13 protein-coding genes are annotated in these 12,198 nt (G+C 49.7%); 5 read left to right on the top strand and 8 right to left on the bottom strand.

The window, feature by feature from the left end:
- Window positions 1–4: 4 nt before the first annotated feature.
- Window positions 5–1,108: a redox-regulated ATPase YchF gene (gene ychF / locus L0Y31_RS21000; RefSeq protein ID WP_234735046.1), complete on the bottom strand. Its 1,104-nt coding sequence runs from the start codon at window positions 1,106–1,108 to the stop codon at window positions 5–7.
- 214 nt (window positions 1,109–1,322) lie between these two features.
- Window positions 1,323–1,646 carry a DUF3276 family protein gene (locus tag L0Y31_RS20995; RefSeq protein WP_234735045.1) on the bottom strand — a complete coding sequence of 108 codons (324 nt, stop codon included), beginning with the start codon at window positions 1,644–1,646 and terminating at the stop codon, window positions 1,323–1,325.
- Window positions 1,647–1,915: 269 nt separating this feature from the next.
- On the opposite strand from L0Y31_RS20995, the gene L0Y31_RS20990 reads away from it, so the two are divergent.
- The 3 genes from L0Y31_RS20990 to L0Y31_RS20980 all read left to right on the top strand — a co-directional run bounded on the left by L0Y31_RS20990 (window position 1,916) and on the right by L0Y31_RS20980 (window position 4,119).
- The gene (locus L0Y31_RS20990) at window positions 1,916–2,371 is read left to right on the top strand and encodes a septal ring lytic transglycosylase RlpA family protein (RefSeq protein WP_234735044.1); all 456 of its coding nucleotides are present in this window, start codon (window positions 1,916–1,918) and stop codon (window positions 2,369–2,371) included.
- A 51-nt stretch (window positions 2,372–2,422) separates the two neighbouring features.
- The gene (locus tag L0Y31_RS20985; protein WP_407084049.1) at window positions 2,423–3,370 is read left to right on the top strand and encodes a DUF58 domain-containing protein; all 948 of its coding nucleotides are present in this window, start codon (window positions 2,423–2,425) and stop codon (window positions 3,368–3,370) included.
- 134 nt (window positions 3,371–3,504) lie between these two features.
- On the top strand, window positions 3,505–4,119 hold the full coding sequence (locus tag L0Y31_RS20980) for a hypothetical protein (protein WP_234735043.1): 615 nt from the start codon (window positions 3,505–3,507) through the stop codon (window positions 4,117–4,119).
- Between the two features lie 49 nt (window positions 4,120–4,168).
- Here the strand turns inward: L0Y31_RS20980 and L0Y31_RS20975 are convergent, their stop codons facing one another.
- Complete coding sequence (locus L0Y31_RS20975) at window positions 4,169–5,623, bottom strand: redoxin domain-containing protein (RefSeq protein WP_234735042.1); 1,455 nt, start codon at window positions 5,621–5,623, stop codon at window positions 4,169–4,171.
- Window positions 5,624–5,700: 77 nt separating this feature from the next.
- Here L0Y31_RS20975 and L0Y31_RS20970 point away from each other — a divergent pair, with 77 nt between their 5' ends.
- Window positions 5,701–6,471, top strand: a complete 771-nt coding sequence (locus tag L0Y31_RS20970) for a YdcF family protein (RefSeq protein ID WP_234735041.1) — start codon at window positions 5,701–5,703, stop codon at window positions 6,469–6,471.
- Between the two features lies 1 nt (window position 6,472).
- Here L0Y31_RS20970 and pfkA read toward each other — a convergent pair whose 3' ends face one another.
- The 5 genes from pfkA to L0Y31_RS20945 form a co-directional block, all read right to left on the bottom strand.
- Window positions 6,473–7,447 carry a 6-phosphofructokinase gene (pfkA, locus tag L0Y31_RS20965; RefSeq protein WP_234735040.1) on the bottom strand — a complete coding sequence of 325 codons (975 nt, stop codon included), beginning with the start codon at window positions 7,445–7,447 and terminating at the stop codon, window positions 6,473–6,475.
- A gap of 132 nt (window positions 7,448–7,579) precedes the next feature.
- Entirely contained in the window at window positions 7,580–8,275 is a 696-nt protein-coding gene (locus L0Y31_RS20960; protein ID WP_234735039.1) for a phosphatase PAP2 family protein, read from the bottom strand.
- Between the two features lie 20 nt (window positions 8,276–8,295).
- A complete protein-coding gene (locus tag L0Y31_RS20955; RefSeq protein WP_234735038.1) occupies window positions 8,296–9,045 on the bottom strand; it encodes a glycosyltransferase family 2 protein in 750 nt (249 codons plus the stop codon).
- A gap of 1 nt (window position 9,046) precedes the next feature.
- Window positions 9,047–10,315: a glycosyltransferase family 4 protein gene (locus L0Y31_RS20950; RefSeq protein WP_234735037.1), complete on the bottom strand. Its 1,269-nt coding sequence runs from the start codon at window positions 10,313–10,315 to the stop codon at window positions 9,047–9,049.
- Window positions 10,300–11,232, bottom strand: coding sequence for an FkbM family methyltransferase (locus L0Y31_RS20945; RefSeq protein ID WP_310587122.1), 933 nt, complete (start codon window positions 11,230–11,232; stop codon window positions 10,300–10,302). Before L0Y31_RS20945 ends, L0Y31_RS20950 begins: the two co-directional genes overlap by 16 nt.
- 12 nt (window positions 11,233–11,244) lie before the next feature.
- Here L0Y31_RS20945 and L0Y31_RS20940 point away from each other — a divergent pair, with 12 nt between their 5' ends.
- Window positions 11,245–12,108: a class I SAM-dependent methyltransferase gene (locus L0Y31_RS20940; RefSeq protein ID WP_234735036.1), complete on the top strand. Its 864-nt coding sequence runs from the start codon at window positions 11,245–11,247 to the stop codon at window positions 12,106–12,108.
- Window positions 12,109–12,198: the final 90 nt, after the last annotated feature.

Genomic DNA, 12,198 nt, shown 5'->3' with positions numbered 1-12,198 from the left:
TAGTTTATACGTTGAACCGGAAATGCATGATATCGCCATCCGCCACCACGTATTCTTTGCCTTCAACGCCCATTTTACCGGCTTCCTTAATGGCCGCTTCGGTTTTGTACTGGATATAATCCGGCAACTTGATAACTTCCGCCCGGATGAACCCGCGTTCAAAGTCCGTGTGAATCACGCCGGCTGCCTGCGGGGCTTTCCAACCCCGCTGGATGGTCCAGGCGCGAACTTCCTTCACACCCGCCGTAAAATACGTGATCAGGTTGAGGAGGCGGTAAGACGCTTTGATGAGTTTATCCAGACCTGATTCGTCCAAACCATATTCGCCCAGGAACATCTGGCGTTCTTCGGGATCTTCCATTTCGGCAATCTGGGATTCAATCGCCGCGCAAACGACAATCACCTCAGCGCCTTCGGCTTTGGCGGTCTCTTTTAACTGGTCGGAGAACTGATTTCCGTTGGGCAGGGAATTTTCGTCGACGTTCGCTACGTAAATAACCGGCTTAATGGTGAGCAGGTGCAGTTCACCAACAGCTGCCTGGCGATCTTCAGGCGAAGCCTCCACGCTACGGGCGTTTTGCCCCGCTTCCAAAGCCGTTTTGTATTTCAGCAGCACGTCTAGTTCGGCTTTCGCCTTGGCGTCGCCGCTCGACCGGACAGCTTTCTCGATCCGTTGCAGTTTTTTGTCAACCGATTCAAGATCTTTCAGTTGCAGTTCGGTATCGATGATATCTTTGTCGAAAATCGGGTTCACGCGGCCTTCAACGTGAACAATGTTTTCGTCTTCGAAACACCGGATGACGTGCACCACGGCGTCAACTTCCCGGATATTGGCTAAAAACTTGTTCCCCAGGCCCTGGCCCTGGCTGGCTCCCTTCACCAGACCGGCAATGTCGACAAACTCAATGATGGTTGGAACAACCTTTTGGGGCTTGACCAGGGTTTCGAGGGTATCCAGCCGCTCGTCTGGAACGGTGACCACCCCGACGTTGGGATCTATGGTACAGAACGGGTAGTTGGCCGCTTCGGCTTTCCCGCTCGAGATGGCATTAAATAAAGTGGATTTACCGACGTTTGGCAACCCTACGATTCCACATTGCAGACTCATGAATGGTTAAATTTGAATAAGGGAATGAGCGAATGAGCGATTTTGGCCGGGTTGCTAAGCCGCTGATTGATGGAATCATGCCTGACTTCAACCCTACTAACTATACGCATCGGCTCATTCAGAATTGTTCCGCAAAGTTCGGACATTCAGGGACGAAAAACAAAAAAGCCTCTGATGTTGATCAGAGGCGGACAAAAGAGAGAAGGTTATTGACTTAATCCCACTTAAGTTCACTGCCACCTATATCTTCTAGCTCGTCTTTCACCGTAAATTGGGCGAAGTCAAATTCAGGCATCAGATCAGCTTTGATGTATTGAATTGTCTCCTGAAGAGCATCTGCGAACTTATCGAAATCTTCTTTGTACAAAAACATTTTGTGTTTCTCATACACAAAGCCATCACCCTGCGGGTGGCGGCGGCTTTCGGTAATCGTTAGGTAATAGTCGCTTGCCCGGGTGGATTTAACGTCAAAGAAGTAGGTTCTTTTTCCAGCACGAACGCGCTTGGAAAAGATTTTTTCTTTCTCTTTTTCTTCCACAATCCTGATGGTTTAGAGTGTTTCAAACGCTAAAATAGCGGGATTAGTATAACAAGCAAAAGGAAGCGGGAAAAATATCTTTCAATCATATTTAAGACCGTTGAATGGAAAAACTGAACAAGATCAGTAGGAGAAAAGGGGCGTATACTCTTGTTCCTGAACTTTATCCTGTTATATTTGCAATAAGGGAATTGTGTTTTTCCTATGCGGAGGTGGCGTAAGTGTCTAACGTTCACCTCTTTTTTATTGTTCAACCAAACCAGCCCTGTATGAGTTTAATCATGTCCCTGATGTTGCTTTTCAACAGCATCCAACCGACGGAGATCCACAAGGGTCTCATACAGCGAGGCAAGGCCTCTTTCTACTCCAAGAAGTTCAATGGCCGTAAAACCGCCTATGGTGAGCGCATCAAACCTACCGACTTAACCGCTGCTCACCGCTCTCTACCGCATAATACCATGGTAGAAGTAACCAATCTAGATAATCACAAGTCTGTCGTTGTACGTATTAATGATCGCGGCCCGCATACGAAAGGCCGGATTATTGACTTGGGATATTCAGCCGCTAAAACCCTGGGAATGATCCAGCGCGGTGTTGCAAATGTAGCCATCCGTGTTGTCGGAGCCGACCGTTTTGCCAAGGCAGACTCCGCGCAGCAAGACTCTCTCTATTTGGCTAGTTCTCAATTGATGTTGCAAACAGCAGAGCCTGTTGGCAACAATTAAACGCAGTATGCGTTCTTAACCCAGACATGAGGTGACAGACACTTCAGCCTCATGTCTGATTTTTTTCGCCGGGGCTTTATGAAAAATCAGGTTGATTTACGGAAAATCAGAGAATTTGGTAGCGTCGAATTTCTGGCCCGTCAGTTGGTTGAAGGGTTCATTACCGGGCTGCATAAATCGCCATTCCACGGCTTTTCGGTCGAGTTTGCCGAACACCGGCTGTACAACACGGGCGAAAGTACCCGCCACATCGACTGGAAAGTATACGCCAAGTCGGAAAAAGTATTCGTCAAACGCTACGAAGAAGAAACCAACCTCCGCTGCCACTTATTAATCGACACATCGTCAACGATGTATTACCCCGATCTGGGAAAAGGCACCTACGGCAAAATTACGTTTAGTGTGATGGCTGCTGCCTGTGTGGCTTATTTGCTCCAACGTCAGAAGGATGCCGTTAGCCTTTGCACCTTCTCGGAAGATATCGAGCTTCAAACACCGGTCAAATCGACGCCCTCGCACGTTCACAAAATGTTCATTCAACTGAATGACCTGTTGGAACAGCCACCGCAGCCTAAAAAAACATCAGCCGCGTCGGTGATTCACCAATTAGCCGAAAAAATTAATAAGCGTTCGCTGGTGGTGATTTTTAGCGATATGTTTGAAAATGTCTCAGAGGCTGAGCACCTGTTTTCGGCGCTTCAGCATTTGCGGCACAACCTGCACGAGGTCTTGCTATTTCATGTCACGGATAAAAAAACCGAGCAGGATTTCTCCTTCGACGAGCGCCCGTATGAATTCATCGACCTGGAAACCGGCGAAAAAGTAAAAGTACAGCCTAATCAGGTGCGCGACTCCTACCAGCAGGCCATTCAAAACTTTTACCAGGAACTGAAACTGCGCTGTGGCCAGTACCGCATTGACTTCATTGAGGCCGATATTGCGCAGGGCTTCGATCAGATCCTGTCGGCGTATCTGGTGAAACGAGGCAAAATGAAATAATTTCGTGCCTTTATTGTAACGAGATATGATTCATGCGTCGTTTAGTCGGTTATTTATAAAATAATCAACAATCTTTTCGAAAAGTAGTTTGTGCTAGTGTAAGCTCTCGAGTTCCACTTAAAACTTTTATTAGTATGCACAAATTATTCCAGCGTTATGCACTGGCTTCCACAGTTGTGGTTGCGGCCTTTTTTGCTTCTTGTAGCCGTCCTTATGCCACTTATCAGCGTATGCCAGTTGAGCGGTTCTCCGCGGAAACTCCCAAGCCAGCTACGCAGCCCGTTGTTGCTGAAGCGGTAACGGCTCCCGTCGAAAAAGTAGAAGAGCCTACGCTCGTTGCTGCGGCTGCTCCTGTCGTTAAGACACAGGACATCCAGCAACTGAACGACGCTATTGCCAAAAATAGCGCCGCGTTGGAAGACAAGCGGGTTCAAAAGCGCATGGCTCGTGTGCAAGAGTTACTGACTTCTGCCGCTGCCAAAAGCAACGTAGCCGCTGCTCCGGCTGCTCCTAAAAAAATGAACATGGTTGAGCGGATGATGCTTAAGCGGCTCGACAAAAAGATTCAGAAGCACCTGGCTCCTGAGTCGCCACAAAAGCCAATGCTCAATTCTGGGCTGCTAGCCGCTGGTGCCGTTTTCGTCATTGTCGGTTTATTGTTAACCTTGTTTGCCACAGGAACTGCGGCAACTGTTGGGGTTGTAGGCTTGATTGTCGGGGCAATTATCCTCTTGATAGGCCTTATTTAAAAACATTTTCTCTCTAAAAGCGAGGGCCGGAAAACTCCGGCCCTCGCTTTTATTTTTTAGTACTTGCGGCACTGCCCGCTTTGGCTGTTGGGGTAGGTGCCTTTGGCTTGGCGGGCTGCTGCCGCTGCATAAACTGGAAGTAACTTTCCAGCTCTTCAACGGGTAGACGACGCGCCAGAATTTTTTTGTTTTTGTCCAGAAAATAGACTGTTGGGGTTGAATAAACGTCGTATTTCTGTTCAAAATTGATGCCGGAGCTAGGGCCATACACATGAACCATGCCCTGTAATTTCTGCTCCCGAACAAATTGCCGCCACTTCTCGGGGGTGTTGTTGATCGCTACGGCATATACCTGCATGCCTTTGGCGCGGTGATCTTCAAAAAATTTCTTCAGCTTGGGCGCCGATTCCTTGCAGTGTCCACAATCGGGGTCGTACATAAAAGCAACCACATACTCGCCTTTAACGCTGTGCAGAGCCTGGGGACGGCCCAGGGAATCCTGGGCGCTCATGTTCGGAATGATTTTTCCGGCCAGTAGAGGCTTCAGGATCTGTGCCCGTTTGCGAATGCTGCTCAGCGATGCCGTGTCCGAAAGCGGCATGACACCCGTCAGGTAATATTTCTCCGCCATGTGCACGAAAACGCCGTCCAGTCCAATCACTTTCGACTGCTCGTATTGATTGGTAATGTACCAAATCGTGTACGAAAGCATCTCTTTATTTGCCTTGGCCCGACCAACCAGGTAATCCGCTTCTTTGATCAGTGAATCGACCGTTTGCACGGTTAGTTCTTTCAGGTAACGATCCAGTTTTTGTTGGACAAAGGGAGAGCGGAGCAAGCGTTCGTCCGAGAAATCAAATCCGTCGAAAAAGTGCGATTTGTAGTAATTAAACACAAAAAGCGAGTCGGGGCGGCCATTGGCAAGCTTTGGCGCCGGTGGAACCTCGGGTTCGGCAACCGCTTGCAGCAATTTCACCGTCAGAGACTTGGGGTTTTTCTTAATAAAATCCGTGCGGTAAGTGTTAGACTCTTTCTGAAGGGCGGCAATCTGTGTCTGATTATTTGCTCCGTTCTGATTCCGAATGGCCGTAATTTGCTTATATTGCTTTTGCAGAAATTTCTGATAATCGTAGAAAAGAGCGCTTTCGCCGGGAGCTGCAAACTTGATTGTTCCAACGATGTCGGCTGTGTCGGCTTCAAACGAGAAATTCTGCTCACCAATAACCAACTGCATCACGGGCTTGGCGTCAACCACAATCATGTAAAGACCTTCCGGCAATGTGTTGGCTCCATCGAACAGGAGGCGTCCTTCGGCATCCGACTGGGCCGTGTCGCGTGGGATGTACTGCGTAGGGCCAAAGTAATTCGCCAGGTAAGCGGTCTTATTGGAGAGTCCTTTCAGATGGGCACTAATGCGGTGACTGGCGGCAGGAGCCTGCGCCATCGTCAAGGCGGAGTAACCGATAAAGAAGACTGTTAAACAAATTCGATGAAAGTTTGACATCCTGACTAGTTGATGTAAGATTTTACGTACAAATTTACCCTTTTTAAACGATAGAATTCCCGATTACTGCATTTCTCATGTTCTTCTTTTTGTCTAAAGTTCTGTATTACATCATCATGCCCGCTGGGCTGCTAACCATTACCTTACTGGCTGCGTTGTTGGTGAAGAATCCGCGGTATCGCCGCCGCTGGCTACAGCTTGGGATTGGACTCTGGTTTTTATTGGGGAATGGATTTCTGAGTAATGAAATTGCCCTGTGGTGGGAGGTGCCGCCCACCACGCTGGCGAAGACCACAAAGCCTCGAATTGGTATTGTGCTGACGGGAGGAATTATGCGCTCGGATATTAAACCGTTCAACCGGATTTTTTTAGCCGATCACGCCGATCGGATGGGGCAGGCGCTCTTGTTGTACAAAGCGGGACTAATCCAGAAAATCCTGATTAGCGGCGGCGGAGATCCAATTATTCCGCGTGAGATCGCTAATGAGGGAAAATTAACCGCGCAATTTCTACAGGCAGGCGGCATTCCGGCGAATGCCATTATTCTGGAGAATAAATCCCTGAATACCTACGAAAATGCCCGTTTTACAGCGGCAATTCTCCGTCAAAAGTTCTCTGATAATGAATATGTTCTGATCACGTCCGCCTTTCATATGCAACGAGCGGTGGCTTGTTTTCAGAAACAGCAAATCCAGGTTGTACCTTACTCCGCCGATATAATGGGCCAACAGCGGCTTTATACGCCGGATAACCTTATTCTACCTTCTGAAGGGGCCTTCCGGGACAGCTACCAGCTCTTACGTGAGCTAGTCGGGTACGTCGTTTACAAGCTAATGGGCTACGCCTGAGCTATACGCTCAGGATACGCACCATCCGCAGCATGTCCTCACTGATTGGTTTGGGCAAACGAATGGTATCGCGGAAAGGCGTGTAAACCAACTCGTTGTTGACGACGCCCGCCATTACGTTCTTTTCCCCATTCATCAAGCCTTCCAGCGCGCCCAGACCAAGCCGGCTCGCCAGAATGCGGTCATAGGCCGTAGGAACACCACCCCGCTGGATGTGTCCGAGCGTCGTTACCCGCATATCGACTCCTGAGCCAACGTGCAAACGGATTTTTTCCGCAACCTCGGCGGCGTTTCCTTCTTCGTCGCCTTCGGCCACAATGATGATCGACGAAGACTTGGAGCGGCTCCAGCCTTGTTTGAGCGTTTCAATAACTTCGGGAATGGGAGTTAGTACTTCCGGAACCATCACCATCTCAGCGCCCCCGGCAATACCGGACTGAATTGCGATGTAACCGGAGTCGCGGCCCATTACCTCGATGAAAAATACGCGGTCGTGGGAATCGGCTGTATCCCGAATTTTGTCGATGGCTTCCAGGGCGGTATTGACGGCGGTATCGAAGCCAATGGTGTGATCGGTTCCGTACAGGTCATTGTCAATGGTTCCCGGCGCACCAACGGTTGGAATGCCAAATTCGTCGTAGAAAATGGTGGCACCTGTAAACGTACCGTTTCCACCAATCGCTACCAGCCCTTCAATATTATTTTTTTGCAGTTGTTCAAATGCTTTGCGGCGACCTTCGGGTGTCATAAACTCCTTGCTTCGGGCCGATTTCAGAATCGTACCGCCCCGTTGAACAATGTTGCTAACCGAATGAGAGGTCATCTGGAAAATATCGCCGTTTATCATTCCGTTGTAGCCCCGCCGAACGCCGAACACTTCGATTCCATGGTAAACTGCCCCCCGAACAACTGCCCGGATGCAGGCATTCATACCAGGTGCGTCACCGCCGGAAGTAAAAACAGCTATACGCTTCATGATTTAATTCTATTTTAAGTTCAGGATATACAAAAGAAGAATCGTTGGTTTCTCCTAAATGAGCCGCAAATTTATTTTCATTTTGGTATTAATCGACAAATCTCTTCAAGGAAATGGAAAATTCATCGAAGATTAATCTTTAACACGTTGCTTCCTGTGTCGGCTAAACTGCTTTTTTACGAGTGGATAAGCAAGATAAGTTAGTTTAACAGAAGCAATTCCGATTCCGGCGCCGGCTAATACGTCGCCCCAGTGGTGATGTAGATTGGCTACTCGTAAAACGCTGGTTGCCGTTGCTAAGGTATACCCGGCCACGCTAATCCAGGGACTTTTATGCCGATAAGCCTGGTGCAGCAGCTCCGCACCGGTAAATGAAATGGCAGCGTGGCCAGAAGGAAACGATTTTCGGTCTTCGCCATTCGGGCGGAGGGAGCCAACCGTTCGCTTCAGCCCTTCGGTAACGCCGCCTGCCAGCACGTTTGCCACAATCGTAACGGCAATTTCATCGCCCAGCTTGATATTGGGTTTGACGCCGGCAACCTGCAAACCTACTCGCAAAGCATACGGACTAACAACCAGATAATCGTCGAGGTGGGTGACAACATTCATGGTCTGGAAAGGCTCGCGGGTGCGGCTATCCAGCAAGGCTACACCACCACCAATCAGGACGGAAGGAATAATGAACGCCTTTAATGGAATACGGTGCTGAAGACTATTTCGTTCAAAAGCAGTCGTATCAGTGGCAATGGGTTGGGCAAACGTGCGAAGCAACGTGAGCCAGAACAGAAGAAGAAGCGGAAACTTAAGATGAATGTTTTGTAGGGACATAAATAACGTTGGTAAAAGAATCAGGTATTCAGTCGTTTACGAGCCGCTCTGATCACGATCCGGGCGTGATTCCACAAAGTGGGAACGGTGCCAAAATGCGTGGCCAGTACCTTAAAGCGATCAATGAGCGATTGGCGATGCCGCTGCACCGAGAGTCCGCCGGTCAGGTACTTACAGAGGATGAAAGGTAGATAAACAATTTTATTAGCCGCTTTCAGACAGCGAATTTCCCAGTCAATATCAGCGCTGAGATTATCGATGGGGTATTGGGGTGCTATGATTCGTCGGGCAATAAACGCCTGATGACATACTTTCATACCCATGTCCATGTCCCGCCAGGTTAGGTTTTTAGGCAAGCGATGCGGGGTTATTTCGGAGCGAAGGCCAACGGGCTGTCCTGACTCATTCACGAAAAGGGCGTCGCTGTAATACACGTCGGCCTGCTGCGTATCGATAGCCCGGAGTAGCTGTGGAATAACCTGGCTGTCGTGGACTTCATCGCCCGCGTTCAAAAACCAGACATACTCCCCCGTGGCAGCCTGCAATCCTTTGTTCATGGCATCGTACAAACCCCGGTCAGATTCAGAAATCCAGCGTTGAATGACAACTTCATATTGTCGGATAATCCCTAAGGTTCCGTCTTTCGAGGCCCCGTCGATCACCAGATATTCAACCTCTGGTCTCTGACCATTGGCCAGGATGCTTCGGATGGTCCGTTCCAGATAGCGCTCGGCGTTGTACGTGACGGTGATAATGGAAAGTTTGGGCATATCAGGCTTTAAGCAGGTTTTGGTAAAGCTCCGTAAACTCAGAAGCCATCGCTTCGTAGCTTAACCACGAATGGATGTGGCGCGCCGCATTTTGCCGCATGATGGGCAGATCGGCCTGGGTTAGGAGCCAGTGCAACCCCTGCGCCAAATCCTCGGCAGAGGCAAGCTGCGCCAGATAGCCGGTCTGCCGATGCATAATCTGCTCTGGAATCCCGCCCGTCCGAAATCCCAGAACCGGCGTACCGCAGGCCAGCGATTCGATGATGGTATTTGGAAAATTATCTTCCAACGAGGGAATGAGCAAGACGTCGGCGGCCTGATAGACAGCAATCATTTTTTCTTCCGAAGTAATCGAACCCAGGTTCGTGACGGGCAGCGGCAGGGCATTGACTATTTCTGGATTTGATTTGCCAAAAATAACAATTTCTGTGTCTGGTAATCGATCTTTCTGTAATTGCAGCGCCTCCTGGATGTAACGAAATCCCTTGCGCGGGTCCTGCGTGTTGAAGCTGCCAAACAAAAGTAGTTTTTTGTCGAGGGGCAAACCCAGTTGCCGCCGAACTACCTGCCGATCCTGCGCCGGTTGGAACCGGTTAGAATCAATGGGGTTCGGTAAGACATGCACCGGAAAGGGTTGACCAAGATGGCTAACTTTTAATGACTTAGAAAGCCATTTACTAGGGGTTACAAACGTCAGGGGTGCGTTGTGGTAAAGCTCGACCTTCTTCTCGAAGAGGCGATACGACAAGTCATGCGCTCCCGGATTGCGAAGAAAAGGGCAGTGGTGACAGTGGGTTTGGTAATGCGCACAACCCCGACTATAATGGCAACCGCCCGTAAACGCCCACATATCATGCAAGGTCCAGACAACGGGTTTACCAAGTCGGAAGAGCTTGCTCATGTCTGACAAGCCAAGAAAACCAAACTGTGTCCAGTGCAGGTGCAGAATGTCGGCCTGCTGTACCAGCGGATGGCGGCTAATGTCCGTACCGACCCGCGCTGGCGAAAAGGCAAACCGCTCGGCTTTGCTTTTTTCGTAAGGCCAGAAGCTCAGGCGATCCAGTGCAAAGCGCGCAAAGGCCATTTTTCGTTCTAGCGTTGTTTCGGCCAGTCCGGCCACGTGAGGCTCGGGACGGTCCGTTTGCGGAACCAGCATCCAGGAATTCTGACCCGCCCGCACAAGCGCTTCGTTAAGCCGTCTAGCCGCAATGCCTGCGCCACCCGATGTATGATAGGTGCTTAGTTGCAGGATATTCAGTTTTCGCGCCATGCATGGATATTTAGCTGTAAATCCATCACGGCACTACCCGGATAGCGAAAATCAATGAACGGCGAACGGCGGCGGTGCTGGTTGGTGTCCAGATAATACCGGAAACCCGCTTCCTCCAGAATCGTCATGACGGTCGCCAGCGTTTGCGGATGACCGATGTACGAATGAAATTCCACAAAAAGGTGGTTAACTCGATTGAGCACGTCGCGGCAGTCTTCCAGCACGGCGGTTTCGGCACCTTCAATGTCAATTTTTAATAAATCAATGCGAGATTCGCGGAGCAGGTAATCCCGCAATCGAACTGAAGGAACAATATTTTTGGTTTCGGTCGAAAAAATAGACGAAGAATCAGCCGCTTCGCTACCAAACGAAACGCCTTGATCGTCGGTCCAGACCGCTTTGTTCACGACTTCAACGCCCGAAATGCCGTTCGTTTGCAGGTTTTGTTGCAGGATTTTCCCAATCACCGGGTCCGCCTCAAACGTGATGATGCGGGCTTGTGGGTAACGTTCACGGAAATAAGTCACGCTCATGCCAATGTTAGCTCCGCAGTCGATGATTACAGGCTGGCTGCTGCCCGGCTTGAAATAGTAGAGTTCGTCGGTATAAATTTCTTTGTACTGCCAGACAAAAGACAGCGCGTCAGGCACTTCGAGCTGATAGCGGCTAAAGCGAACAAGCTGGCGGGAGAAGCGTTTACGACCTCCATAAACCAGCAACAGCCAAAGAAAAGTGCGGCCAGTCGGTGAAATGAGTGCCCGGAAAGCATCTTTAAACAAAAAGCGAAATAAGAGCATGGCGCAAAAGTACGGAAACCGCCGCACTTGCCCTACTGGGAAAATAGCGGTGCGGATGGCTAAAAAGTCGGCTGAATCGTAAATACGTCGCAACTCCGTTCTACCTTTGTATCCTTGCACGTTGTGTTGGACATGATTACAAACGATAGTTACAAAGCCCATGAAGACCACATCAAGCGCGTATCGGCGGGTCTGGAAGCGGGCGGTGCCGATTATTCCCTGTTTCAGGAAGGAACGGTAGGACATTTCATTCACCAGCAATTCTGGCAACTGACGCAGCCGCTGATTCAGCCGGGAACGTCGGTGCTAACGGTCGGCGATCTCTACGGCGCCGATGCGGCCTATTTTCTGCGCCAGCGTTGTGAGGCGGTTGCCAGCGACTTGACCGATTCCATTCTGGAGCGGGTGAAAGAGGCGGGGCTAATCCGGCAGTATTCGGTTGAAAACGTGGAAAAGCTGTCGTTTGCGGATAATTCGTTCGATTACGTGTTTTGCAAGGAAGCCTACCATCATTTTCCGCGCCCGGCCATTGGTTTCTACGAAATGTTGCGCGTATGTCGAGAAGCGGTTGTTATCCAGGAACCGGTGGACCCCGTGATTCAGATGCCGATTCTGCTCTTTATACGGAATATTCTGGACCGAATCGATACGGGTTTGCTGCGAAAAATCTGGAAAAACCAGTATTCGTTTGAGGTCGTAGGCAACTACGTGCACAAAATTTCCATCCGGGAATTTGAAAAAATGGCGTGTTCGCTGGGCCTGCCGATGATGGCGTATAAAGGGTTCAATCCCGGCAACGTCGGGGCCGCTGCAACCATTGAGAAACAACAGCGTAAGATCCAAATCAGAAATTTATTAACGGCTACTACGCTTGTTCCGCCGGAGGCGTATTCAGTGGTTATTTTCAAGAAAACGCCAACTTCCGGCGTCCTGCAAAAGCTAGAGGAACAGGGTTATAAGCTGCTGAGATTTCCGCCTAATCCGTATTTGCGCTAAAAGCGCCGTTAGACCTGGGCTGATCGCCCGAAAAAGGAAAAGGCAAGGTGGGGTAAATTTTGTACCTTTGCAAAATTCAATTTTGGGCAA

It is taken from the genome of Tellurirhabdus bombi, assembly GCF_021484805.1.
Classification (GTDB): Bacteria; Bacteroidota; Bacteroidia; order Cytophagales; family Spirosomataceae; genus Tellurirhabdus; species Tellurirhabdus bombi.
The sequence above is the reverse complement of the archived record's forward strand: the minus strand, read 5'-3'. Positions and strand labels throughout refer to the sequence as shown.